This is a genomic window from Rathayibacter sp. YIM 133350, from assembly GCF_037404875.1.
Taxonomy (GTDB): Bacteria; Actinomycetota; Actinomycetes; order Actinomycetales; family Microbacteriaceae; genus Orlajensenia.
On sequence record NZ_JBBELO010000022.1, the window covers coordinates 21,533 to 46,693 of the forward strand.

The window sequence follows — 25,161 nt, forward strand, 5'->3', positions numbered from 1 at the left end:
CGGAGGGCCGGGACCTCGGCTAGGTCGGCCTCACACCAGCGAGTCCCTCCAGGCGGCGTGCAGCTGCGCGAACCGCCCCGAACCGCCGATGAGGTCCTCGGGAGCACCGTCCTCGACGATGCGGCCGTTCTCCATGACGAGCACCCGGTCGGCGATGGCGACCGTCGAGAGCCGGTGCGCGATGATGACCGCCGTGCGATCGGCGAGCAGGGTCTGCAGCCCCTCCTGCACGAGCCGTTCGCTCGGGATGTCGAGCGAGCTGGTGGCCTCGTCGAGGATGAGCACAGCCGGGTCTGCGAGGAACGCGCGCGCGAACGAGATCAGCTGGCGCTGGCCCGCGGAGACGCGTCCACCGCGCTTGTTCACGTCGGTCTCGTAGCCGTTCGGCAGTCCCTCGATGAACTCGTGGGCGCCCACGGCCTTCGCCGCGCGCACGATCTCCTCGGGTGAGGCATCCGGCCGCCCGATCGCGATGTTGTCGGAGACGGACCCCGAGAACAGGTAGGCCTCCTGGGTCACCATCACGATCGCCCGGCGCAGGTCTTTGGGGTGAAGGTCGCGCAGGTCGACGCCGTCGAGGGTGATGGAGCCGTCGGTGGGGTCGTAGAAGCGCGCGAGAAGTTTCGCGAGGGTCGACTTGCCTGCGCCCGTCGAGCCGACGAGGGCGATCGTCTGCCCCGCCGGGATCGCGAGGTCGAACCGCGGCAGCACCTCGCGATCGGAGCGATAGGCGAACCGCACCGCGTCGAAGCGCACGTCGCCCGACGCGGTCCAGAGGTCGACGGGCTTCACGGGGTCGGGCACGCCCGGCTCCTCCTCGAGCACGCCGGAGATCTTCTCGAGCGCGGCCGCGGCGGACTGGTAGGAGTTGTAGAACATCGCCATCTCCTCCATCGGGTCGTAGAACCGCCGGGTGTACAGCAGGGCCGCGAGCAGGACGCCGATGGCCAGGTGGCCCTCGATCACGCGCAGCCCGCCGATGAGCAGCACGATGCCGACGGTGACGTTGCCGATGAGCACCAGGCCCGGGTCGTAGACGGCGAACAGCCCGAAGACCCGCGCGTTGATGTCGCGGTAATCCTCGACCTTGTCCCCGAAGTCCGCCTTGTTGCGGCTCTCGACGCGGAACGCCTTGACGGCGCGGATGCCCGTCATCGTCTCGACGAACTTCACGATGAGCTTGGCCGATGCCACTCGCGAACGCCGGAACAGCACCTGCGAGCGCTTCTGGAACCACCGCGTGAGCACGAACAGCGGCAGCAGCGAGCACACCAGCACGACACCGCCGACCCAGTCGATCCAGAACAGCGCGATCGCGATGAACCCCATGTAGAGCACGCCGCGGATGAGGTTGTTGATGCCTTCGTCGAGCAGTTCGCGGATGGAGTCCAAGTCGCTCGTCTGCCGCGAGATGATGCGCCCCGAGGTGTAGGACTCGTGGAACTCCAGGCTCAGTCGCTGGGTCTGCAGGAACACCCGCGTGCGCAGGTCCATCAGGATCGCCTGGCCGATGCGCGCCGAGAGCACCGTGTACCACGCGATGAGCAGGGCGCCGGCGATGCCCGTGAAGAGGTACGCCCCACCGGCGGCCGCAAGCGGCATCCAGTCCTGCTTCATCAATGCCGGCAGGCCCTTGTCGATGCCGAGGGCGATCAGCGTGGGCCCGGCGACCTGGAAGGCCGTGGAGAGCACGATGACGACGACGGCGACGATGACGCGACTGCGCTCGGGGCGCAGCAGCGAGCCGAGCAGTCGCAGCGACCGACGGCGGATCTGTCGGGATTCCTCGGTGGAGAAGTCGTTCCGCTCCTCACCCTCTACTCCGGTGACGCTCATCGGGCCACCTCCTCTCGTTCGTCGAACAGGTCCCGATCGCTCGTCCGGGCGTTCTCGCGGCGCTCTTCGTCTTCGAGGCTCGAGATGACGAAGCGGTAGTGCTCGCTCTGGGCGAGCAGCTCGGAGTGGGTCCCGACCGCCGTGATGCGACCGTCCTGCAGCAGGGCGACCCGGTCGGCGAGCATGACCGTCGAGGGCCGGTGGGCGACCACGAGGGCCGTGGTCGAGGCGAGCACGTCGCGCAGGGCGGCCTCCACGAGCGCCTCGGTGTCGACGTCGAGTGCCGACAGCGGGTCATCGAGCACGAGCACGGCCGGCTTGGCCGCCACGGCTCGCGCGAGCGCGAGGCGCTGCCGCTGCCCGCCCGAGAGGCTGAGGCCCTCCTCGCCGACGGTCGTCTCGACGCCGTCGGGGAGATCGTGCACGAACTGGGCCTGCGCCACCTGGAGCGCCTCGGCGAGCACCGCATCCGACTCGGGCGACCTCTCGGCGAGCTCCGGCCGACCGAGCAGCACGTTCTCGCGCACCGAGGCACTGAACAGCGTCGCGTCCTCGAACGCCATGGCGATGTGGCTCCGCAGCTCTTCACGGGTGAGGTCGCGCACGTCGACGCCGTCGAGCAGCACCCGGCCGCCCGTGACGTCGTAGAGCCGCGTCGTGAGGGCCGTGATGGTCGTCTTGCCGCTGCCCGTCAGCCCGACGAGCGCCATGGTCTCGCCCGGCCGCACGTCGAGCTCGAGCCCGTCGATGAGGTCGGGGTAGCGCTCCGGAGTGTCCTGGTAGCGGAAGTGCACGTCTTCGAAGTGCAACCGGCCCACGGCATCCGCCACCGTCCGGGGGTTCTGCGGGTCGCGGATGGTGTTGACCTCGTCGAGGATGTCGAAGAAGCGGTCCGTGGCGGTGCGGGTGTCGAAGGTCATCGAGAGCAGGAAGCCGATGGACTCGATCGGGAAGCGCAGCACCGTCGCCGTGGCGAAGAAGCCCACGAGGGTGCCGACGGTGAGCTCGCCCTGAGCGGCGAGCCAGGCGCCTGCCACGAGGCACAGGGCGAAGGCGACGTCGGGCACCATGAGCAGCCACAGCCAGATGCCCGCGATGGCCCGGGCCTTCTCGATCTCGGTTCCCCGAAGCGTCTCGGCCTGCGAGGCGAAGTTCTTCAGCGCGTGCTTGCCGCGTCCGAACGCCTTCAGCACGCGGATGCCGTGCACCGACTCCTCGACGGCGGTCGCGAGGTCGCCCGCCTGGTCCTGGCTGCGCCGTGCGATCTCGGAGTAGCGGCCCTCGAACACGAAGCCGTAGATCCACAGCGGGATCGAGCACACCAGGAAGATGAGGCCGAGCACCCAGTTCATCGAGAGCAGGATGCCGAAGCCGACGAGAATGGTGATGACGTTGACGACCAGGAAGATGACGCCGAAGGCGAGGTAGCGCCGGATGAGGCCCAGGTCGCTGACGGCGCGCGAGAGCAGCTGGCCGCTCGGCCAGCGATCGTGGAAGGCGACGGGAAGGTCCTGCAGCTGGGCGTACAGGGCGTTGCGCATGGCCGCCTCGGAGCGCGTGCTCGGCGCGAGCACGAGTCGGCGACGGGCGCCGATCAGCACGGCCTCGGCGACGCCGAGCCCGATCACGGCGAGGGCCGCAGGCCAGACGGATGCGGTCTTCCCCTCGGAGAGACCGCCGTCCACGAGCGCCTGCAGCACCTGAGGGATCACGAGGGAGACGCCGCTGGCCAGCAGCGCGGCGACCGCGCCGATGACGAGCCGTGGCATCGCCGGTCGCACATAGGGGTAGAGCCGCAGCAGGGTGCGCACGGTTCCGAGGCGCGCCCGTGCGGGGTCAGGGGTGTGAAGCGTCGCAGACATGACTGCTTTCTGGAGCGGTGATCACGGCGACCGTCGGTCGCTGATCAAGGAAGGTGTGGAGGATGACGGTCGCGCGAAGGCGTACCGCCGAGCCGAAGCGGGGCCGGGACGCAGTGCCGGGGCGCTGTCTCCGATCGGCCCGGGAAGTGGCGCCCGCTAGGAGCGCTCGGCCGGGAGGATGGCGCCGCTCATCACGGCGATGATGCCCGTGAACGCACCCGAGTGGGGCTTCGGCTGGGCTGTCTTCGTCATGGAGTCCTCCTGCGCATCATCAGTTCGTGCTGCTGCCGGCATCCGGCGCCGCACAGCCTTTCAGGGTAGCCCCAGCGGGGTCCGGCAGGCAAGTGCTTGCTCCGTCCGGGACGGCGATTGTCAGTTCCTCGCGTCGTCAGACGGGAGTGGTCGCGGCTTCGCCGCGCCTGTTCCTCTACGTGTCGACGGGTGTCGATGAGAAGCGCTCCGCTTCGTACCATTAGGGCATGGCTACACAACTGACACCAGAGGAAGCGATCGAGCGCGCGCGGCGCCTATAGGATGACCGGCTCAACGCCGTTCGCGGCGTCGCTGAGGCGCGCCAGGCGCTCGTCGATGTACGCGAAGAAACCGACCGCGAGCTGTCCGAGCTGCAAGCGCGGATCGCGGAGCGAATCGCCAACGCGGAGCGCGAGGATGTGCGCGCGTACTCGGCCGCCGTGAGCGCCGGGTGGACCGCGGACGAGCTTCGTAAGATCGGGTTCTCGGAGCCTGACAAGAAGGCGCGTGTGCGACGTCGTGCAACGCGCAAGCCGGCAAACCGCCCCGCTCCCGATGCGGCTCGCGACTCGTCGCAGGAGCCTTCCTCCGAGGGTTGATCATGAACTCACTCAGGCCCCACGTTCCGCTCTGCGGCGTGGGGCCTTTCGCATGTCCCCGCGCTGCGGGGTTGCACTCCGCTACGAGGCCGTCAAGGGCGCTACGCGTCCCTTCGGGAGAGCCCTGCGGGCTCCCCTTGACCGCCTCTCCACTGCGTGCAAGTCGGCCAGTGCTCCGTTGAAAGCAGCCAGCTCGGCGCACGCGCCGAACTGCCAACTTTCAATCGGACACACAACAACTGGAAGGCCGAACGATGGACAGGGAAACCGCGCAGATCGAGAACGTCGGAGGGTACGCCGTGCCCGTCGACCCGATGGACGAAATGGGATGCGACTCGTGCCAGTGAACGACAGCCAGAAGCGGCCCACGATGCTCACACCCAAAGCCCTGGCCGCGCAGCTCGGCGTTGACGTCGAGCACCTGCGCCGGCTCCGTGATCAGGGCACCGGGCCGGCCTACATCCGCATCACACCCCGGACCGTTCGCTACCTCAGCTCGGAGGTCGCGGAGTGGCTACAGGAGGATCGTCAAGCGCCGCTGGCCTAGGCGGGACTGACGACGGTGTTGTTGTCGGAGAGCTTGACGCCGGCCCTGCGCTCGACCTCGGCAATCACATCATCAGTCCGAACATCGCCACGCGCCCACAGCGTGAGAACCTGCATCGCCTCACCGACCATCTTCTCGACTCCCCGCCTCGGCTCCTGGACCATCGCGAGCATCGCAAGCAACACGTCCAAGATCGGCTGCTCCTTCGCCGTGAGACGAACGACGAGTTCGTTCTGGGCAGCGCCGAACCGGGCGAGGGCTTCGCCCGGATTGGAACGCGCTCCCATCGCCTGCCGGTAGGCCAGCAACTCGGCCATCGCCTTCAGTAGGGGGCGTCGCGTAGCTCGATCTGCTGTCGCTCACATTCGATGCGCTTGCGGTCAAGAGTGTCCCGAATCCACGGCACGATGACTGATGCGACAAGGGTCACCAGCGCACCGATGCCGACACCCACGAGCCCTATCCACGCCTGCTGCATTCCGGAGTCCTCCATACTCTCAGCGTAGAAGCGACGTGGCTCTACTGCGCGACGTGCGCGGGAGCGTCGTCGTGCTTCGCGAGCGCACGGGAGACGCTGGATGCTCCCACGCCGAAGGTGCGCGCGATCTTCGCGATGCTCACACCGGCAGCGCGCATCCGCGCGGCTTCCTCGACACGCTCGGGGGTCATCACGGAGGGCCGCCCGCCGACGCGACCCTGTGCGCGCGCGTGAGCGAGGCCGCGCATTGTGTTGTCACGGATCGTTGCGACCCGCAACTGAGCGAGAACGGCCATGATGCCGACGATGGCCTCCCCCATCGGTGTTGACGTGTCGACGTCCAGAAATGGCTCGGTGAGGCTCCGTAGTCGGATGCCGCGGCGGCCAAGGTCACGTATCAACTCGATTGCCATCAGCTCCGATCCGGCGATGCGATCAAGCGCCCGGATCACCAACGTGTCGCCCTCGCGAAGGAAGTCCAGGCAAGCGACCCACTGCGGCCGATCAGCGACCCTGCTGGATTCGCCCCGGTCGACGAACACGCGGCCGGCGCCGGCCGCGCGCAGCTCAGCCTCTTGCGCATCTGGGTTCTGCTCCCGGGTACTCACTCGCGCGTAGCCGACGATGTTCACGCTCGATCCTCTTTCGTCTCGACGGTGCCGAGCCCGTAGCGCTGACGGGTGCGCTCCACCAGCTGGTCGGCGTCAATGTCTCCCGCGATGTACAGCTCCGCGTCCGCCAGCATCGCCGGCGACAGCGACAGGCCCTCCATCTCGGCGCTATGGACGCCCTCAGCAACCTGACGAGCTCGCTCGGCCGCTGTCGTTTCAACGGTGTTCGTCATCGCCCCTCCTGCCCGGCCCCGTACCCGCGGTCCGCCATCCGAGAAGTACTAGGCCGCGACTCCTGCGACGGTGTTTCGGATCCCGCTCGGGTGATGTCATTTGCTGATCGTGGAAAGCTCACTTGCCAAAGGGCGCTCCCCATTTCGGCTCCCGCTGGCGTCTCGCGGGAGCCTGGCTCAAAAGGGGTGATCGCCTGCCCGAGGACCGCGGCGAGCTGGTCGTTTCGGCCGGTGTCTTGGCTGTGGAAGCGGGCCTCCACGAATGCGTCGCGCTGAGGCGCTCCTGGCGCGAACAGCGCCGGGTCGAGCCGGTAGCCGGCCTGCTGCGCGAGCTGGGAGAAGAACACGAATTGGGTTCGGGTGTTGCCCTCGCGGAAGCTGTGGATCACGTTGACCTCGCCCCAGCTCTCCGCGAGCTGGTCGACGAACTCGGCCGGCTCCAAGCCGCGCAGGTAGTTCTTGCTCGCCAGCTTCGAATACTCGGCTTCTGCGGCCGCGGTCAGGTGCGAGCCGGCACCGTAGTAGGCGTGGCCGTCCTTGGTCATGAACTGCCCGACCGGAGCGACGCGCTCCTGGCCGGCCCACTCGTACACGTCTTGGAAGATGTGCCCGTGGATCGCCTTCATGTGGTCGTAGTCGAACCGGCCCGTGATCGGCGTCTCTGCCAGCTCCTGAATGCGCGAGTGGGCGTATGCCTCCTCCAACGTGCGCAGCTTGTCGGGGTCGGTCTCGCCGTAGGGCTTGTCCGGCGCGGTGAACTTGTTCCGCAACACAGACGTACCTGGGATGAAGTAGTCATCCCAGGTACGGAAAGTGATGGCGCGGGGCATCAGCCCTGGACGTGTCGGCGGATCGCTTCGCGCGCCTCGTCCCCTGTCAGCTCGTGCCGCGCCTGACGCTCCAAGATGGCGCGCAGCTCCGGGTCAGTGACCTCGTGGCCAGCCAGCGCGAGCGCGGCGTCCGCGAACGCCACGCGCTCGTCGACGTCGGCCTGAGTCGGCCGGGCGGTTGCGATCGTGTGAGCCATGATGCGCCCCTTCCGTGAGCTGTTTCCATTCTACCAGAACCCAACCGAAAACGGGGATATCGGTATTTCGGTTGGAAACAGTTTAGGTGGATAGTTTCGGTGCACTCAGCGTCGGCGTGTCGCCGTCCCGAGAGGGTCGAGGCGGATCGCCCCGTAAACGATCGTTTCTGGGACGCAGACCTGAAAGAGTTGCCGGCATGGCAAAGGGAGCCGGACGACTCGTGATGTTCGGTGTGCCGGGCGCTAGTTCTCTAGAAGTCTCCGTTTGGCGTCCTCGTATTCGCTATCCGCAAGAATCCCCTCCGCGTGAAGGGCAGCGAGCTGCCGGAGTTGGCGCACAAGAGATGGCGACGATATGCCGCCACGATCGCTGAAACGCCTTTGCCGAGCCGTTGTTATGCGGGAAATCAAGTAGATGGCTATCAGGCACAAGCCGACAACTTCGAGAACGAGACCCCCGATCGTCCACATTCTCGCGTCCGCGACGACCGCGGTCGCGGCCAAGTCGGACTGGCTGACACGAGTCTCTGCCATGCCTGCACGGTCTGCTTGGATCAGGAAAGTGGCTGTTCCGAAAATGGTGGCAGCCACGCCGAGTACAAGCGGCAGCAGGCTTGCGTACGAGTCACGCTTTTCCGAGCCGGCCCCAACGCTCGATGGGAGAACTGTGGCGTTCATCTATCGAGGGTAACTCCGCACGTCAGCAGGCGATAGGCGTCCGGTCACCTATCGAATGGCCTCAGCGGGGTCGATTCGCGCTGCACGTGCGGCGGGGAGTAGTGCAGCTAGGGCACCACAGAGAGCACCCGCGACGGGCGAGATGGCGATGGTTTCCCATGGCGCGATCGCTGACCAGCCGCGCACAGCGGAAACAGCCACCGATATCGCTAACCCACCTGCAATCCCTGCAAGGGCGCCGGCGAGACCGATGACAACGCCTTCCCATAGGAAGATTGCAGCAACTCCGCCCTGCCCGAGTCCGACTGCGCGAGCGAGGGCGAGTTCTTGGGTGCGAGCCTGAACCGAGATAAACATTGCGGAAGCTCCGCTGAGTATCGCCAGCGCAAGCAGGGCAATAGCGAGGGAGGCCAACAACCCGTTCAGATCAGTCTGTACCCCCACCCGGAGGTTCCTTAGCTCCGCGGCGGTCTCCACCGAAATTTCGGCGGGCGAGGCCGGCGAAAGTGCTAATGGCACCGCTTCTGCCAAGGGGCCGGCATACCCAGGATCGGTTCGGACGACAATTTGGCTTGACCCTGCGGAGAACTGACCCAGTGGTATGACGACACTGGTGAGAAGGTTCGGCTCACGCGGCGCTGATGTTATCGTCCCAACAATCTCGTACGGCTCGCCGTTGACCCATACTTCCGCCCCCACCCCGTCGCCGTCTTCGGATAGCCCGAGCTGGGCGCGTGCATTGGCGCCGATCAGAGCGATGTGGTTGTTTGCCGACGAGAAAAGGTTGCTCGCGCCTTTGGGCGCGGTCGCGATCTGTAGGACTCCGAATAGGCCTTTGTCGATGGCGACGGTGCTGCCAGGAAAGGGAGACGAACCGGTAGCAGACGTAAAAGCGAATCGGCTGGTGCGGGCCGTGTTGGCATCGAGAGGTGCTACTTGGCCCGCGTCTTGGACATGATCGAGCGAACGCAGTCGATTCAACCAGGCGCTGACCTGGTGGTCGGCTGTTCCTGCTGGCACGTTCACTCGAACTTCGTCGCGAGCTGCGGCTGTCAGCCGCCCGGCGATTTGCTGTGATGCCGTCACGCCGATGCCTGCCGCTCCGATTAGGCCCGCAAACGCTAGGGCAAATGCCGCGATAAGGGCGACAGAACGCAGTGGCCTGGACGTTACGTTGTTGATAGCTCTGGTGAGACGATCCGACGCACGTCTCATGCGCGCTCCACGAGCGGAGGCGTTTGGGACTGCCGTCGGCAACGCACGGGGCTGCTCATCGGCCGGGCGCGCGATGTTGCTCTCGGCGTTCGGGTTCTCGAGAACGCCATCTGCCATCCGAACGGTCCGGTCTGCGTATGCGGCGATGCGGGCGTCGTGGGTGACGAGGATTACCGTCGCGCCTTGATGATTGAGTTCTAGGAGCGCCTCCATCACCTGGTTGCCGGTTTCGCTGTCGAGGTTTCCGGTGGGTTCGTCGGCAACGATGATGGATGGATTCGTGGTGAGAGCTCTGGCGATGGCGAGCCTTTGGCGTTCACCACCGGATAAGGACCGCGCGAGCGCAGCGGCCTTGTTCCCGAGCTCCACGGCTCCCAGCGCTAGTGCAACCCTCTCCGACTGCTCGCGAAGCTCTGCACCCTGGATCGCGAGTGCTAACGAGGCGTTGCGTTCGGTGCTCTCGTAGGGGTTGGCGTAAGAGGACTGGAAGATGAACCCGAACGTGGCGCTTCGCAGATGGTCGATTTGTTGAGGGGTCAGGCTGCGAACATCGATGTCACCGAGCTCGTAATTTCCATCCCAGTGTGAGTCAAGCAGGCCGATGATGTTGAGGAGGGTTGATTTCCCCGAGCCCGACCGGCCGACGATGGCAAGGAATTCACCCGGCTCCACGGTGAGAGAGGCCTCGCGGATCGCGAACCATTGCTGTGACTCTCCGTACCGACGCTGGATGCTGTCGAGTCTCAGCCTCGGCGGCGTGGTCATTGCGACACCAAGACTTCATCCCCGATCTTCAGAGCATCGGCCTTGATCGCAGTCCACCCATCCGCGTTCTTCTGCACAGTGATAGGAGTCCGCGCAGGAGTGCCAGAACCACTGCGTTTGATCACATAGTCGCCGGTGGAATCTGATCGAATGGCGAGTGTGGGGACCGCCATATCTGGCTTTGATTCCGCGCCGAATAGAACAGAAACCGCGTCGCCAGCCATTAGGCTGCCGCCGGGGTCGAGGCTGATGCGGACGTCGCGGCCAGGCGGCCGCCCACTACGAGTAGGACTCGCTTGAAAGTCACCTATCCCGGTGACGGTGCCCGTGCCCTTTTTGCCGCCCGAGCCGGTCAGCGCCACCTTGTCGTTCTGCTTGATCTGTTCGGCTTCGCTCACACTCGCTCGGATGCTTACATATGGAGATCCGGTCCCCAGCACTGCGAAGGGATGGTCATTGTCGACTGATGCCCCCGCTGGTGCGACGGACACCAACGTGAGTGCGCCGAGTGACGCTGGAACGGTGTACAGCTCAGTCGTGGTGATGGTGGTCGAGTAACGCCCGCCAGGCGGATCAATATTCGCGGCGGAGTATGCGGCCCGAATAGCGCTTAGCGTGGCGGTATCCACCTTGCCGGTCTGAGGGACGCCGAGCGCCTTCTGGAGGCTGGCGACGTCCGTTCCCGTGTCGCCGGCAACAAGGTTCCGGAAAAGCGGTATGTCCACGCTGTACAGGAAGACGGGTCGGTTCGAGATCGTGCCCAAAAGCTGTCCGTTGGTGAGCGGGCCGGGCGTTGCGGACGCTGAGGTGACGACAATACGCTCTGCCCCCGCTGGCGGGCTCACGATCACAGGCTGCTGCTGCGTCCCCGACACTTCACCCTGAATGCGAATGTCCGATGTGACCGTTCGCGACTCAACCGACGCGTAGACAGGAACATTGGTGCCGCGTGCGTCGAGGACCGCCGAATCTGGGGATCGAACCCACATGCCCAAGAAGAAGGCTGCACCCGCGATCAGCACCGTGACCAGGACGAACACGAGCGCGCGGAAGGGGTGGTCAAGCCGGCGTATCCGGCGCGGCTCACCCGTCAACGGTAGTGACCAGTTTCTTCGCCTGAGCCAACACCGTCTTCACTTTGTCGCGGTAGGCGATTAGCTCTCCTTCGTGACCGTCGATGTAGTCCGCCTGTTTGCTCGCTTCCCAGTCGGCAAGCGTTTGCACGGAGTTCAACTTCTCCTTGCAGCGCACGTCGATGGCGGCCACCTTCAGCTGTTCCTCCCCTGCTGACGGAAACTGAGGCACCAACACTCTGGCATCCCGATTTGCGGCAAGTCCTTCGGCTTGGATGCAGGACAGCCATTTCTCGCGGGCAGTCTTGAACTCGTCGCTGGACAACAGTGCCTCGAAGGACTCGTTCATCCCTCGATCCACCACCGACTGATCGGGAGTGGTATTCACACCCATGACAGGCAGCTGCTTCTGCGATTTGAAGCACCCCTGGTAGTCCTGCCACCAGTCAGGGCCGAGAGCGTCCTCTTGTACTTGGATTGCTTTGGACTGGCTGGTCTCCGGCAGCTCATATCCGTTCGCTTCGGCATCGGCCGGCGCCCACAACCCGTACCGTCGATCCGGTAGAGGCGTGAGCGCCGACCAATCCTGTTCGGCACGCGGAAAGCTCAACCCTTTTTTCGCCATGCACTTGGCAATCAGAACTGCGTTGGCATGATTCACCGTCTGTACTTCATCCCAGCTCATCGCATAGGACTCAAGAGGTAGCGCAATCTGTGCCGTAGCGGGATCGAGCTTGGCGCGCACATTCGCGTGTGCTTGTGATGGGCCTGACGAACACCCGACCAACGTGGCGACAGCGATGAGCGCTGTTGCGGCAGCCGCGGCTGCCTGCCGCCCTCGGCCCATCAGTAGAAGTAGAGGGAGTCGAACGAGTCGTTTCGCCAGTCGGGCCAATTGAAGAAGCCCGCCCCTCCTCCGGGCTGCTGGAACAATGAACCCGAATAACCGGGGTCGCTGAACCAGCCGATATAGGCAGTTCGGTTGTTGGCGACGGAGGAGATGACGTCGTGGAACCCTGCCAGCGACGACTCGCTGCTGGTCCACGATCCGAAGGCTCCGGCATAGCTGGAGTCAGTCCAGGCGCACGCGCGGTTACTGCCGCACTGAGTGATGGAGGCCTGCGCCGGTGCGCTGAAACCGATGACAGATGCCGCCACGAGGCCTGCCGCCCCCGGAACGCCGATAGCTGAACGCTTCTTCACAAGAATTCCCCAATCCTCATTGAACGTGGAGCTGACCGGAGTCTAGAACCACCGGTCTAGTCCCGCAAGAGCATGGATCACCCCTCCCGGCTGGGCTCGCGTTGCCAGTGCGCCACCTATGCTGGCAGAACGCGAGCGAGGGGGTGGGGTGCACACTGCGGTACTCCTGGCGGCACGCACCCGTGCCCGCTGGCCGCTCGCCGTCGCCCTGGCGCTGGTCTGCCTGCTCGCCGCGCTCGCCCTGACCCTCGTCGCGAACGCCCTGCACACGACTGAAGCCATGGGAGTGCGCTCCCTCGTGGCCGGCGCCCAGGGCGAGAGCGCCGTGCTGCGCGTCAGCGTGAACCGCACCGGCGACGCCGACGACGACGCCGCGGCCGAACGGGCCGTGCGTGCGACCGTGAGGCAGGTGGTGCAGCACGGCGAAGTGGCACGGACCGACACGGAGGATGCCGCGGTGTGGGTGATCACGGCACCCGCGCCCGCCACCGCCGATGGGGCCCGCGCGCTGAGCGGCGAGCTCGGCCGCCTGCCCGAGAGCCTCGAGGCGGCCACCTCGTCGGGCGCGACGGCGAGTATCAGCGGCGGCCTGCTCTCGACCCTCGACTCGGCGGTGCGCGGCTCGCTCGCACTCGCGTCCGTCGCTCCGATCCCGCTTCTGTTCGTCGGAGTCTTCACCGCACTGGCCGTCGCGGAGATCGCGCGGCTCCTGGGTCTCGCGCGGAGCGGCGAGGTGCGACTGCTGGCCGCCCGGGGCCTCAGTCCCGCACAGCGGCGGGCACTCGCCGTCGTGGAGGGCGCGATCCTCGCGCTGCCGACCGCCGCGATCGGATTCCTGGCCGGCGGTGCGTACCTCCCCGCTCTCCCCCTGGTCGCCGGGGTGGTGCTCATCGCCCTCGTCGCGCTTCCCCTCGCCGTCGCCGGCGACGCGCGCGCACCGCGGTTCCGCGGCGCGGCATCCGGCACGCTGATCGCCCTGGCCGCGGTCGCCACCATCGGCGCCGTGGTGACGACGGCGCAACTCCTCCAGTACGGAACGACGCTCGTACCGGATGCCGCAGGAGTCGTTCACGTGGACGGACTGGCCGTGCTCGCGCCGGTTCTCGCCCTGCTGGCTGCCGCCCTGCTGCTCTGCCTCGCCGCGCGGCCGATCGCCCTCGTCGTCGAGCGGATGGCGGCCAGCCGCCGCGGGCTGGGATTCGCGCTCGCCGCACGCCACCTCGCCCGCGAGAGCGCCGTCTACCAGCTCGCCGTCGTCGCCGTCTCCCTCGCCGTCGGCGCCACGGTCTTCGCCTCGGGCTATGCCTCGTCGTGGGCCGATCGCGCATCCGCGTCGGCCCAGCAGTCCAACGGCGCCGAAGTGCGGGTACGCCTCGGCGAGGAATCACCGGCGAGCGCCGCCCTCGCGTCGGCGCGAAGCGAACCCGGCGTCGGGGAGGCGGCTCCGGTGGCGAGCGCGGAACTGAGGATCAGCTCCGACCCGGCGAGCCTCATCGCGATCGACGCGGATCGCATGGCGGTGCTGGACACCGTGGGAGGAACCGTCGACACCGCCGGCATCGGCGCGACGCTCACCGGGGAGGTTCCGGGCCAGCCGCTCGGCCCCGACGCGACGGAGTTCACCGTCGGACTGCACTCGAGCGCGACCGAACCGCGCGGCACCCTCCTCGTCAGCGCCTGGATCATGGACGACGACGGAGCACTGGCCCGGCTCCCCCTCGGCACCGCTGCGGTCGGGGCGGACGCAACGCTGTCTGCGGCCCTCCCCTCGAACGGCGAACAGCGGCTGCTGGCAGTGGATGCCGAACTCACGGAGGGCGCGGGGCAGGCCGATGTGGCCGTCGCCCTCACCCGCATCGCCGGCAGCGAGGATCTCGCCGTTCCGGAGCAGGGCATGACCGTCTCGTCGCTGGAACCCGTGGACCGCCTCATGGCGACACCGGGCGATGCCGTCCCGGTTCCCGCCGTCGTCTCGCGCGCGCTGGCCGATCGTCTCGGACTCGCCCGCGGCGACCGGGTCGATGTCCAGTTCGACGGCGTCGTGCGGGCGACGACCATCCTCGTCGCCGGCGTGACGCCCACGGTGCCGGGGGCCGAGACCGACCTCGCCGTCATCGCGTCGTTGCCGACCTTGGACGACGCGCTGCTGCGCACGAACGAGACGGCCGCCCCGACGAACGAGGTCTGGGCCAGTGCGGTTCACCCCGTCACGGTCGCCAAGCGACTCCAGCACGCCATCGGAGGCGGTGCCCTCGCGACGGCCGCCGTGCCGAGCCGGGCGACCAGGATCGCCGCGCCGGCCGTCGGCATCCTCTGGACCGGCGTGGGGACGGCGGCCGCCTTCGCCCTTGCGGCGGTCGCGGCGATCGCCGTCGCCATGGCGGCACGCCGTCGATCGGAGGTCGCCGTTCTGCGCGCCGTCGGGGTGCGCCCGATGGCGCAGGCGGGTGCACGCGCCGCCGAACTCGGCGGAGCGCTCGGCGGTGCGGTCATCGCCGGAGCCCTCGTCGGCGGGACGGCGGTCGTGCTCACCGTGCCCTCGCTCGTCGGCGCCGCCGTCGTCGATCCCGCGCCATCGCTCGCCGTGACGTTCGATGTCGGCACGCTCGGAGTCCTCGTCGGCGTCATCGTGCTCGCCGTGGCCGCGCTCGTGCTCTCCACCGCCCTCACGGTGCGGGCGCAGGCGCAGCACGCCCAGCCGGAGGCCCCCGAATGACGCCCCGGTCCCACCTCTCCCCGCCGGCCCTCCTCGCCCGTCACCTGCGCGCCCATCCGCTCGGTGCCCTCACCGTCGCGCTGCTCGTCCTCGTGCTCGCCGCCATCCTCACGGCGGCTCCCCGAGCGCTCGCCAGCCTGCACACCTCGGCCCTGCGCTTCGAGGTGGGTGCGATGCAACCGCAACTGCGCGACCCGGTCGCCTCGGTTCTCGGAATCCCGCCGGCAGCGCCGGCCGCCCAGCCCCGGTTCACCGAACAGGACGACGCCGCATGGGGCGGCTTCGACGAGCAGGTGCTGGGCATCCGGAGCGCCCTGCCCACTCCCCTGCGGTCGGCGCTCGAGGCTCCGGAGTACCTGCTCGCCCTCGATTCCCTGCCCGTGCTCCACCCGGGCAGCGGGCCGCACGCGGCACTGCGGTTCGGATACGATCCCCGTGCCGACGCGCACGTGCGGTACATCGAGGGCGTCGCACCTGCCGTCTCCGAGACCGAGATCGAGCTCTCGCTTCCTGCGGCGAGCGCGGAGGCGATGGGCTGGGGGCTCGGCGAGGTGCGCACGGTGCTGACGAGCCCCGGCGCGAGCGTGCCCGTGCGCCTGAGCGGACTCTACGAGCCCATCGACGTCTCGGACGCGTACTGGTCGCACAGCGGCGAACTGCTGAGGCCGACCGTCGTGCAGGAGGGCCTGGGCGATCCGATCTACACCGGCACCGGGCTGGTGAGCCCCGGCATGCTCGCCCGACTTCTGCAATTGCCTGCTGCGCCGCGACTGCAGACCTGGTTCCCGCTCGACGCCGACACCCTCGAAGCCGGCCAGGCCGCGCAGCTGCTCGACCAGTTGCGCCGGTTCGAGAGCTCGCCGACGGGGGTCGCCGTCGAGCGCGCCGAATTCTGGTCGTCGCCCCTGGCCTACAGCTCGCGGGCGGACGACGCCATCCAGAGCTCCCTCTCCCGTTCCGCCACCACGGATGCCGTGGTCGCCATGACCGCATCCGGTCCGCTGGGCGTCATGGCGGCCGTGCTGCTGCTCGGCAGTCGCGTCGTGGCGGAGGGACGCCGCCCCGCGCTGCGACTGCTCGCCGCGCGGGGCGCATCCGCCGGTCAGCTGCGCCGGCTCCTCGGCCTGGAGGGCGCGTGTGCCGCGGTGCCCGGGGCAGCCGTGGGAGCGCTCATCGGCGTGGCACTCACCCCTGGCGGTCTCACCGCGGCGAGCCTGGTGCCCGCCGTGCTGGTGGCCGCACTGCCGATCGCGCTGCTCGCCCTCTCGGCTCCGCGCGCGGCCGAGCGGAGCGGGCGGGCGGACGTCGGCGGCCGACGCAGTGGCCTGCGGCTCGTCGCGGAAGGCGTGCTCGTGGCCCTGGCGGCCGCGGCGACGATCGCGCTCTCCCAGCGCGGCGTGGGAGCCGCGGCCATCGGCGTCGATCCGCTGCTGGCCTCGGTGCCCCTGCTGCTCGCGATCGTGGCCTGCCTGCTCACCCTGCGCATCTACCCGCTGCCGCTGCGCCTGCTGGCCGCCCGGGGACGCTCCGGCCCGGCTCTGACCCCGTTCCTCGGCCCGATCCGCGCACTGCGCGAGCGCGCGACGGGTCTCGTGCCGGTCTTCGCGCTTGTCGTCGGAGTCTCGGTCGCCGTCTCGAGCGGCGTCGTGCTCGCGACCCTGCGCACCGGCGTCCTCGAAACGGCGGCCCAGACGGTGGGTGCCGACATGAGGGTCAGCGGGGCGTCGCTCGCCATCGAGCAGACCGATGCCATCGCGCAACTGCCCGGCGTGCAGGCCGCTGCCACGGCATCCGGGCCCATCGACGCCATCCTCGACGTCGACGGTCGACGCACGAACACCGCCATCATCGTCGTCGACGCGGCGAAGCTCGCCGCGGTGCAGCGTGGTCGCACGCAGGCGGTGCCGCCGGATGCGCTGCGCGCCGGTTCGCCTGTCTCGGTGATCGCCTCACGCCCCGTGTCGAGCCTCGTGGCGTCCGCGAAGCAGGCGACGTTGAACGGAACGCCGGTGCACGTGGGCGAGCAGCGCGACACCACGCCGCTGAGCACCCGCGCGAACTGGGTGGTGGTCGCGGACACCGCAGCCTCGCAGTTCGCGACCGAGGTACCGGCCACTCGCACCGTACTCCTGCGCCTGGACCCGGATGCAGACACCGACGCCCTCGAATCCGGCATCCGCGCGATCGTCGGAGACGAGCCCACGATCGACACGCCCGCCGGCGTCGAGAAGGCCTTGGCCGGCAACCCCTCGAGCGCGGGGCTGCAGGCGGCGCTGGTCGGCGCCATCGCCGTATCGGGCCTGCTCAGTGCGCTCAGCGTCGTGATGACGCTCCTGCTCGGCGCATCCGCCCGGGAGCGGGTCGGCGCCCTGCTGCGCATGCTCGGCGCCCGCCGGCGCGAGACCCGGGCACTCGCGTGGTGGGAGATCGGGCCGCCCGCTGTTGCGGCTGTCGTGGTCGGCGCCTCCCTCGGGCTGCTGCTCGCGCTCGTCCTGCTCACCGGCGTGGACGTGAGCAGCTTCACCGGCGGACGCAGCCGGCCTGCTTTCGTGATCGACCCCGCATTGAGCATCGGCTTCGTCGCCGGGTTCATCGCGCTGACCGCTTTGTTCACGCTCGTCGCCCTCGCCTCGTCGAGGCGGGTGCAGGCGGCCGCCGTTCTGAGGACCGTGGAGGAATGATGAGTACCGTGAGCGCGAACCCGCCGAACGACGCCGACGTTTACTGCTCCGACGTCGTGCGCATCTTCACCGCGCAGGGCGTGGAGGTGCAGGCACTGCAGGGGCTGAACCTGCGACTGGACCGCGGCGAACTCGTCGCCCTCGTCGGTGCGTCCGGTTCCGGCAAGTCGACGCTGCTCGGCATCCTCTCGGGCCTGGACACGCCGACCGCTGGCGTGGCGCACGTCGCCGGTCACGACCTGCTCACCATGGGCCGGAAGGAGCGGGTGCGCTTCCAGCGCCGTAGCGTCGGCTTCATCTGGCAGCAGACGGCCCGAAACCTGCTGCCCTACCTGACCGCCGCCGAGAACGTCGCGGCGGTGCTCGCGATCGCCGGTCATCGCGGCGACCGTGCCGCGCGCGTGCACGAGGTGCTGACGGCGCTCGAGGTCGGCTCCTGCGCCGACCGCCGGCCTGCGCAGTGCTCGGGCGGCGAGCAGCAGCGCATCGCCATCGCCGTCGCGATCGCCAACGAACCGCGGGTGCTGCTCGCGGACGAGCCGACCGGTGAGCTCGACGAGGCCACCTCCGTCGCGGTGCTCGAGGCCATGCGCACCGTCAACGCCCGACTTGGGGTGACGACCCTCATCGTGACCCACGACCCGGCGGTCTCGGAGCACGTCGCGCGCACCGTCCAGATCCGCGATGGGCGCACCTCGACCGAGGTGCTGCGCAGCAGGCATACCGACGAGCACGGCCGGGAGAGCGCCGTCGCCGAGGAGTTCGCCGTGCTCGACCGGGTCGGCAGGTTGCAGCTGCCGCAGGAGTTCGTGAGCACGCTGGCCTTGCGGGACAGGGTGCGGCTCGCACTCGAGAGCGATCACGTCGGGGTGTGGCCAGGCCAGGGGCAGAGCCAGGGTGCCCCGGCCCCGGCGCGGGCGCGGCGTCGGCACGCGGCGGATGCGGTGGATGCGGCGGACCTCCAGCCCGGCGCCGACCCATCCACGGAGGAGCAGCGATGAGACCGATCCTGCGTGCGGTGGGTCTGACGCGCATTTACGCGAGCTCCTCGGCAGAGGTGCGCGCGTGCGACGACGTCACCCTCGAGGTGGCCGCCGGTGAGCTCGTCGTCGTGCGCGGTCCATCCGGAGCGGGCAAGACGACCCTGCTCAACCTGCTCGGCGGCCTCGACACGCCGACGGGTGGCCAGGTCTTCGTCGAGGGCGTCGAGCTGGGCACGCTCGACGAGGATGCGCTCGGCGATCTGAGACGCACCCGGTTGGCCTACATCTTCCAGAGCTTCGGCCTGATCCCGGTGCTCTCAGCGGCGGAGAACGTCGAGGTGCCGCTCCGGCTCGCCCGCATGGACGGGCGCCTTCGCGACGCACGGGTCGCACAGGCCCTCGCCGCTGTGGGCCTCGCCGAGCACGGCGCCCAGCGGCCGGGCGAGCTCTCGGGCGGTCAACAGCAGCGGGTCGGCATCGCGCGTGCTCTGGTGACCGAACCCGGAGTGCTGCTGGCCGACGAGCCGACCGCCCAGCTCGACAGCTCGACGGCCGGCACCGTGATGGACCTCATCGCGGGCCTCGTGCGCGAACGCGGCATCGCGGCCGTCGTCTCGACCCACGACACACTGCTCGTCGCGCGCGCCGATCGGGTGATCGAGCTGCACGACGGACGGGTGCTCAGCGCACGCGCACGCTGAGGCAGGTGACGCAGCCCTCGAGCTTCTCGAACTCGGAGATGTCGACGGTGACCACGCGGTAGCCGAGGTCGGCCAGCAGTCCGGCCGTGACCGGAGCGGCCGCCGACATCAAAACCGTGTCGGGCGCCAATTCGACCACGGCGGCTCCCGCGGCCTCCGGAGCGTCGATGAAGCGGTCGAAGACACCGGCATCGGCGAGCAGCGGACGGTAGCCGATGACCGTGCCGTCGGGGAGGGCGGTCGCAGCGCTCTTCAGGTGCAGCGCATCCGTCAGCGGCACGGCGACGACGGTGTAGCCGAGCGGCGCGAGCAGCACGCGCAGCTGGCGGATGCCCTCCGCGTTCGTGCGCGTCGAGCGGCCGACGTAGACGGTCGAGCCGACCTTGAGCACATCGCCGCCGTCGAGCGTACCCGGAGCCTCGACGCGCTCGACGCGGATGCCCGGGATGCCGCGCACGGCCGCCTCTGCGCCGATGATCTCCTCACGGCGTGACTCGGCGCCGGGGCTCGCGATGACGGCGGTGTCGCCGAAGAGCACCACGGCATCCTCCACGAAGACGGAGTCGGCGAGTTCGGGAGCCGGCTCCACCTCGACCACGTCCCAGCCCTCGGCGGCGAGAGCGGCGCAGTAGTTGTCCCACTGCTCGTCGGCGAGGGCGGTGTCGACCGCGCTCGGCTCGCGGTGGGTGAGCAGTCCTTCGGAGAGGTTGCCTGCGGGCGCGCGGACGAGGGCGATGCGACGCATGCCGGCATCCGTGGACTGGCGATAGCCGACGATGGCACGGTAGAGCGGGCGGCCGATGCCGACCTCGGCGAGGGTGACGGTGATCACGAAGATGAGGTTGAAGCTGACCAGGCTCGCGAACACCTGGCCGACGATGGGACCGGACAGTGCGGTGCCCGAGGTCGCGACCGAGAGCAGCGACCCGACCACGGCGCCGATGATGGCGGCTCCGAGTCCGCCTGCCAGGGCGGGCAGCCACCACCGGGTCGCCCCGAGTGCATTGAAGACGGCGAGGAGGATCGCCGTGACGACCGCGGGCAGCACGAAGAAGTTGAGCGCGCTCACGAACGCGGCCGTCGCCTGCTGGCTGCTGATGAAGAAGACCAGGCTCGTGATGACGAGCGCGACGACCGCGACCACGAGCGCGGAGAGCACGCCGGCCGCGATCCTCCGGCCGGCGTCGGGCTTCACAGGGGTGGGCGGGCGGGTGGCTGCACTGGCGAAAGTCATGACTGCGACCCTACCGTGCAGGCCTTTCCCGCCCGTCCGCCCTCGGCTATGAGTCTGCTGAGGGCGACGCGCTCGCCGGGTGAGCGGCCAGCCGCTCTCGTGCGAGCCGCTCGGCCTCCTCGAGCGTCGTCGTGCCGCCCTGCTTCGCGGCGGCGAAGATGCCCGTGAGCGTCTCGCCGATGCCCTCGAGCCGTTCCGCGATCTGCTCCGCCGACGCGGGGTCGGAGCCGGATGCGCCGTCGAGGTAGATGACGCCGCCGGCGTTCGCGATGAAGTCCGGCGCCCAGAGGATGCCGCGGTCGGCGAGGCGGCGCGCACCCGATCTGTTAGCCAGCTGGTTGTTCGCGGCGCCGACGACACCCGCCACCCGAAGCCGGTCGATGACCTGGTCGGTGACCACGCCGCCGAGGCCGCACGGCACGAGCAGGTCGGCGGGCGTCGTGAGGGCGGCGGCCGGCTCGCTCCAGCGGGCGCCGAGCTCGTCGGCGAGCCGGCGCTTCGCGGGGTCGATGTCGGTCACGGTGAGGCGGGCGCCGCTCTCGACGAGGGCACGGGCGAGCCGGGATCCGACCTGACCGAGCCCGGAGATCACGATGTGCCGCCCGTTCACCTCCGCACTGCCGAAGAGGGAGTCGAGCGTCGCCCGCACGGCGGCGTGAACGCCGGTGGCCGTGGCATCAGCCGGCTCCCCCACTCCGCCCTGCTCGGCGGGAAGCCCGCAGACATGCCGGGTGCGCAGCGCGACGATGGCCATGAGCGGCGCACTCGTGCCGACATCCTCGGCGGTCATGTAGGCGCCGTCGAGGCTCTCGACGGCGTCACCGAGGTCGAGCATGGCCGCCTGCCTGCCCTCCTCGGTGAGCACGGTACCGGTCGGGATGACGATGACGGCCTTGCCTCCGCCTCGGGCCAGGCCCGCGGTGGCGTTCTTGAGGGTCATCGCCCTGGACAGGCGCAGCGCATCATCGAGCCCGTCTGTCCAGGAGTCGTAGTGCCAGAACCGGCAGCCGCCGAGGGCCTGGCCCAGCCGGGTGGAATGCACGGCGACGACGATCACGAGCCCGGAGCGCCGGCCGGTGACGACGAGCACGCGCTCGTGGTCGAGGTCGGGGCGGGGGTGGGCCGGAGCGGAACCGCTAAGCGGTGTCTCGGCGGGAGTGGCGACGATGCCGGCCGGCGCGGAGTGGTGGGCGGTGCCGGTGGTCGGGGTGGTCGCGCGTTCGTGCTCGATGAGAGTCATCGTTGAGTCTCCTTCTGTGCTGCTTCGTGGGCAGCCTGGGTGCGGCGCGGGGTGTGCGCCGCCTCCAAGGTTACCCGCAGGCGCCCGAAGACGACCGAGGGAGGAGCGCTGATTTCTGGGAGGAAGATTAGAGATTCGCCGCCACTCTTGCGGAGTGGATCTCACCTCTGCCCTGGTCTCCCTTGGACCGATCGCCCTCGTCGCCATCGGCGCGATGGTGTTCATCGAGAATGGACTGCTCTTCCCCTTCCTTCCCGGCGACAGCCTGGTCTTCGCCGCCGCCCTCATCGCGGCGCCGCTGCACGTGCCGCTGCTCGTGATGGTCCTGATCGCAGCGGGGTGCGCGATCATCGGGGCCGAGGTCGGTTTCATGATCGGGCGACGGTTCGGCCGGCGCCTGTTCCGACCGGATGCACGGCTGTTCAAGACGCGCTACCTCGACGAGGCGGATTCCTTCTTCGCGCGATGGGGTCGGGGAGCGATCGTGCTCGCCCGGTTCGTTCCGGTGGTGCGCACCTTCATCTCTCCGGCCATGGGCGCCTCGACCCTGCCGCATCGCACCTTCAGCCTCTGGAATGCGATCGGCGGTCTCGCCTGGGCGATCCTCCTGAGCGCAGCCGGATACTTCCTCGGCTCCATTCCGTGGGTGGCCGCGAACATCGAGTGGATCTCGCTCGGCATCATCGTCGTCTCGGTGGCGCCGGTCGTGGGGACGGCACTCGTGCGACGGATGCGGGGGCGCTCCCATGCCGCCTAGACCACTCGCCGGATCGCGCCTCGAGTCGGCCGGGGCGCGGCCGGCGCACGCCGGCCTGCAACGCGTTCCCGAGCTGAGCGCGCTGTTCTGGATCGTCAAACTGCTGACCACCGGCGTGGGCGAGACCTTCTCCGACTTCCTGGTGAAGGCGTACGAGCCCGTCGTCGTCGTTCTGCTGGCCGCTCTCGTCTTCGCGGCCTGCTTCGGCATCCAGTTCTCGGCCAAGCGTTACGTCGCGTGGCGGTACTGGTTGTTCGTGAGCGTGGTGGCCGTGTTCGGCACGATGGTCGCCGACGTCACCCACATCGTGCTCGATGTTCCCTACCTGCTCTCCTCGATCGTCTTCGCCGCAACGCTCGCAGCCATCTTCGGCGCCTGGTGGACGAGTGAGAAGACGCTGTCGGTGCACGCGATCACCTCGAATCGGCGCGAGCTGTTCTATTGGGCCACGGTGCTCGCGACCTTCGCATTAGGCACCGCTCTCGGCGACCTGACGGCGACCACCTTCTCGCTCGGCTACCTCGGATCGGCCGTGCTGTTCGCTGTGCTGTTCGCGATGCCTGGAATCGGCTACCGGCTGAAGCTGCCCGCGACGGCGGCGTTCTGGTGGGCCTACGTGCTCACCCGCCCCCTTGGCGCGTCGGTCGCCGACTGGCTCTCGGTCGGTCACGCGCGGGGAGGGCTCGCGCTCGGGCCGTTGCCCGTCAGCGCCGTCGGGGCGGTGCTCATCGTCGCAGGCGTGGGGCTGATGCAGTCTCGGAGTCGACTTCAGCGGAGCGTTCCGCAATCCTGATGGGAGATCGCGGAAAGGAGCAGGAGATGACCGACCCGCGCCCGCGGCTGCTGCTCATCGAAGACGACGCGCAGCTCGGTCCCCTGATGCGCGATGTGCTCGAGGAGGTCTACACCGTCACGCTCCGCGTCGATGCCGCCAGCGGATTGGAGGCGGCACGCGCGTCGGACTTCGACGTTCTGGTCGTGGACCGCCGACTCCCGGGCGCCGACGGCATCGATGTCGTCGAGTCGCTGAGAAAGGCCGGGTTGAGCACGCCGATGCTGCTGCTCACCGCGCTCGGCACCCTTCACGACAAGGTGCGGGGACTGGATGCCGGCGCGAACGACTACCTCGTGAAGCCCTTCGAGTTCGACGAGCTCTTCGCCCGACTTCGCGCCATCCGTCGCGTGTACTCCGGCGAGGGGCCCTTCATCCGCATCGGCTCGTGGGAGTACTACCCCGAGAGCCGCGCCATCTACTCGCCCTACGACGGCCGCGGCATCCTCACGGCGCGCGAGAACGAGTTGCTACGGCTGCTCGCCGCGCATCCCCAGCACACCTTCTCTCGAAAGGAAATCCTGCGCACCGTCTTCGACGAGACAGACCAACCGGGCACCGTCGACACGTATGTCCACTACCTTCGTCGCAAGACCGACCCCGACATGATCACGACGGTCCGCGGCCGCGGCTACCGGTTGGGGCAGCTATGAGGCAGGCGCTCTCCGATGACCCCGACGAGCGAGCGGTACGACGCGCATCGCTCACGGTCGGTCTGCAGATCGCGATCGCCACGACCGTGCTCTTTCTCTGCGTCGTCGTCGCCGCCTTCGCCTTCGTGCTGAATCGCATCGACCCGAACCGACTGTTCAGCCAGCGCGAGGCCACCATCGACATCGGCGGCATCGACATCCTCGAGGGTGCGATCATCATCGGCCTCGCCGCGGTGGCCCTCGCTGCGGCGCTGAGCTGGTTCCTCACCCGTCGTGCCGTACGCCCGCTCGGGCAGGCACTGCGCCTGCAGCGTTCCTTCGTGGCCAATGCCAGCCACGAACTGCGCACTCCGCTCGCGGTGCTCGACGCCCGGCTGCAGCAGCTCGAGAGGCGCACCGCCGCCAGCGACCCGACGATGACGACGATCGCCGAACTGCGCCGCGACACGGCCACCTTGGTGCACATCGTCGACGACCTGCTCGAGGCCGCCGACCAGCAGCCGGGTTCGACCGACCCCGTTCTCGCGAACCCGGTCGTCGAACTCGCGGTCGACTCGATGCGGCTGCTCGCCAGCGAGCGCGGCGTTGCGATCCACTTCGACGCGAACGACGCGCTCCACGTCGATATGCCCGCTGTGGGCATCCACCGGTGCGTCGTCGCGCTGCTCGACAACGCCCTCAAGTTCTCGCCCGCCGGCGCGACCGTCGAGGTCGCCCTCACCGCGACCGCGGGTGCCGTCGAACTGTCGGTGCTCGATCACGGCACGGGTATCCGGGGTCTCGAGCCGAACGCGAGCTTCGATCGGTTCGCGCGCGGAACGGATGCCGGCGGCCGGCCCGGATTCGGCATCGGCCTCGCCCTTGTTCGCGACACCGTCGAGCGCTTCGGCGGCACGGCGCACGTGGCGAGCACGGGGCCTCGCGGCACGCGCATCATCCTGCGGATGCCGCGCGCCGGTCAGCCACGCCGTCGGCGCTGACGGCG

Annotated in this window: 24 protein-coding genes; 9 read left to right on the forward strand and 15 right to left on the reverse strand. The window is 68.8% G+C overall.

Annotated features, from left to right (window positions below):
• Positions 1-30: 30 nt before the first annotated feature.
• A complete protein-coding gene (locus WDJ51_RS06300; protein WP_337851588.1) occupies positions 31-1,836 on the reverse strand; it encodes an ABC transporter ATP-binding protein in 1,806 nt (601 codons plus the stop codon).
• On the reverse strand, positions 1,833-3,698 hold the full coding sequence (locus WDJ51_RS06305) for an ABC transporter ATP-binding protein (RefSeq protein WP_337851589.1): 1,866 nt from the start codon (positions 3,696-3,698) through the stop codon (positions 1,833-1,835). Before WDJ51_RS06305 ends, WDJ51_RS06300 begins: the two co-directional genes overlap by 4 nt.
• A gap of 1,188 nt (positions 3,699-4,886) precedes the next feature.
• On the opposite strand from WDJ51_RS06305, the gene WDJ51_RS06310 reads away from it, so the two are divergent.
• Positions 4,887-5,096: a helix-turn-helix transcriptional regulator gene (locus WDJ51_RS06310; RefSeq protein ID WP_337851590.1), complete on the forward strand. Its 210-nt coding sequence runs from the start codon at positions 4,887-4,889 to the stop codon at positions 5,094-5,096.
• Here the strand turns inward: WDJ51_RS06310 and WDJ51_RS06315 are convergent.
• From WDJ51_RS06315 to WDJ51_RS06365, 11 genes are all read right to left on the reverse strand, one after another.
• The gene (locus tag WDJ51_RS06315) at positions 5,093-5,413 is read right to left on the reverse strand and encodes a hypothetical protein (RefSeq protein ID WP_337851591.1); all 321 of its coding nucleotides are present in this window, start codon (positions 5,411-5,413) and stop codon (positions 5,093-5,095) included. The two genes, WDJ51_RS06310 and WDJ51_RS06315, sit on opposite strands and share 4 nt — an antisense overlap.
• A 5-nt stretch (positions 5,414-5,418) precedes the next feature.
• A complete protein-coding gene (locus WDJ51_RS06320) occupies positions 5,419-5,589 on the reverse strand; it encodes a hypothetical protein (RefSeq protein ID WP_337851592.1) in 171 nt (56 codons plus the stop codon).
• 26 nt (positions 5,590-5,615) lie between these two features.
• Complete coding sequence (locus WDJ51_RS06325; protein WP_337851593.1) at positions 5,616-6,206, reverse strand: recombinase family protein; 591 nt, start codon at positions 6,204-6,206, stop codon at positions 5,616-5,618.
• Entirely contained in the window at positions 6,203-6,418 is a 216-nt protein-coding gene (locus tag WDJ51_RS06330) for a hypothetical protein (RefSeq protein WP_337851594.1), read from the reverse strand. The genes WDJ51_RS06325 and WDJ51_RS06330 overlap by 4 nt, the downstream gene beginning before the upstream one ends.
• The gene (locus WDJ51_RS06335) at positions 6,415-7,248 is read right to left on the reverse strand and encodes a Fic/DOC family protein (protein ID WP_337851595.1); all 834 of its coding nucleotides are present in this window, start codon (positions 7,246-7,248) and stop codon (positions 6,415-6,417) included. Before WDJ51_RS06335 ends, WDJ51_RS06330 begins: the two co-directional genes overlap by 4 nt.
• Positions 7,248-7,445, reverse strand: coding sequence for a hypothetical protein (locus WDJ51_RS06340; RefSeq protein WP_175339055.1), 198 nt, complete (start codon positions 7,443-7,445; stop codon positions 7,248-7,250). The genes WDJ51_RS06335 and WDJ51_RS06340 overlap by 1 nt, the downstream gene beginning before the upstream one ends.
• Before the next feature lie 243 nt (positions 7,446-7,688).
• A complete protein-coding gene (locus WDJ51_RS06345; protein ID WP_337851596.1) occupies positions 7,689-8,123 on the reverse strand; it encodes an SHOCT domain-containing protein in 435 nt (144 codons plus the stop codon).
• 48 nt (positions 8,124-8,171) lie between these two features.
• Positions 8,172-10,103, reverse strand: coding sequence for an ATP-binding cassette domain-containing protein (locus WDJ51_RS06350; RefSeq protein WP_337851597.1), 1,932 nt, complete (start codon positions 10,101-10,103; stop codon positions 8,172-8,174).
• A complete protein-coding gene (locus WDJ51_RS06355) occupies positions 10,100-11,197 on the reverse strand; it encodes a hypothetical protein (protein WP_337851598.1) in 1,098 nt (365 codons plus the stop codon). The genes WDJ51_RS06350 and WDJ51_RS06355 overlap by 4 nt, the downstream gene beginning before the upstream one ends.
• Complete coding sequence (locus WDJ51_RS06360) at positions 11,187-11,921, reverse strand: hypothetical protein (protein WP_337851599.1); 735 nt, start codon at positions 11,919-11,921, stop codon at positions 11,187-11,189. Before WDJ51_RS06360 ends, WDJ51_RS06355 begins: the two co-directional genes overlap by 11 nt.
• 101 nt (positions 11,922-12,022) lie before the next feature.
• A complete protein-coding gene (locus WDJ51_RS06365) occupies positions 12,023-12,379 on the reverse strand; it encodes a peptidase inhibitor family I36 protein (RefSeq protein ID WP_337851600.1) in 357 nt (118 codons plus the stop codon).
• 148 nt (positions 12,380-12,527) lie between these two features.
• Here WDJ51_RS06365 and WDJ51_RS06370 point away from each other — a divergent pair, with 148 nt between their 5' ends.
• From WDJ51_RS06370 to WDJ51_RS06385, 4 genes are read left to right on the forward strand one after another with little or no spacing between them, the layout of a single operon-like run.
• On the forward strand, positions 12,528-15,095 hold the full coding sequence (locus tag WDJ51_RS06370) for a hypothetical protein (protein ID WP_337851601.1): 2,568 nt from the start codon (positions 12,528-12,530) through the stop codon (positions 15,093-15,095).
• A complete protein-coding gene (locus WDJ51_RS06375; RefSeq protein ID WP_337851602.1) occupies positions 15,092-17,776 on the forward strand; it encodes an FtsX-like permease family protein in 2,685 nt (894 codons plus the stop codon). The genes WDJ51_RS06370 and WDJ51_RS06375 overlap by 4 nt, the downstream gene beginning before the upstream one ends.
• Positions 17,776-18,777, forward strand: coding sequence for an ABC transporter ATP-binding protein (locus tag WDJ51_RS06380; protein WP_337851744.1), 1,002 nt, complete (start codon positions 17,776-17,778; stop codon positions 18,775-18,777). Before WDJ51_RS06375 ends, WDJ51_RS06380 begins: the two co-directional genes overlap by 1 nt.
• A complete protein-coding gene (locus tag WDJ51_RS06385) occupies positions 18,774-19,460 on the forward strand; it encodes an ABC transporter ATP-binding protein (protein WP_337851603.1) in 687 nt (228 codons plus the stop codon). The genes WDJ51_RS06380 and WDJ51_RS06385 overlap by 4 nt, the downstream gene beginning before the upstream one ends.
• Here the strand turns inward: WDJ51_RS06385 and ddaH are convergent.
• Both ddaH and WDJ51_RS06395 read right to left on the reverse strand, forming a co-directional pair.
• Entirely contained in the window at positions 19,441-20,694 is a 1,254-nt protein-coding gene (gene ddaH, locus WDJ51_RS06390; RefSeq protein WP_337851604.1) for a dimethylargininase, read from the reverse strand. The two genes, WDJ51_RS06385 and ddaH, sit on opposite strands and share 20 nt — an antisense overlap.
• A 46-nt stretch (positions 20,695-20,740) precedes the next feature.
• Positions 20,741-21,934 carry a Glu/Leu/Phe/Val dehydrogenase family protein gene (locus tag WDJ51_RS06395; protein WP_337851605.1) on the reverse strand — a complete coding sequence of 398 codons (1,194 nt, stop codon included), beginning with the start codon at positions 21,932-21,934 and terminating at the stop codon, positions 20,741-20,743.
• A 154-nt stretch (positions 21,935-22,088) separates the two neighbouring features.
• On the opposite strand from WDJ51_RS06395, the gene WDJ51_RS06400 reads away from it, so the two are divergent.
• The 4 genes from WDJ51_RS06400 to WDJ51_RS06415 are packed head-to-tail and all read left to right on the forward strand — an operon-like array spanning position 22,089 to position 25,156.
• The gene (locus tag WDJ51_RS06400; protein WP_337851606.1) at positions 22,089-22,691 is read left to right on the forward strand and encodes a VTT domain-containing protein; all 603 of its coding nucleotides are present in this window, start codon (positions 22,089-22,091) and stop codon (positions 22,689-22,691) included.
• Positions 22,681-23,484, forward strand: a complete 804-nt coding sequence (locus WDJ51_RS06405) for a COG4705 family protein (protein WP_337851607.1) — start codon at positions 22,681-22,683, stop codon at positions 23,482-23,484. Before WDJ51_RS06400 ends, WDJ51_RS06405 begins: the two co-directional genes overlap by 11 nt.
• Before the next feature lie 26 nt (positions 23,485-23,510).
• On the forward strand, positions 23,511-24,176 hold the full coding sequence (locus WDJ51_RS06410; RefSeq protein ID WP_337851608.1) for a response regulator transcription factor: 666 nt from the start codon (positions 23,511-23,513) through the stop codon (positions 24,174-24,176).
• Entirely contained in the window at positions 24,173-25,156 is a 984-nt protein-coding gene (locus WDJ51_RS06415) for a sensor histidine kinase (protein WP_337851609.1), read from the forward strand. Before WDJ51_RS06410 ends, WDJ51_RS06415 begins: the two co-directional genes overlap by 4 nt.
• Positions 25,157-25,161 lie beyond the last annotated feature (5 nt).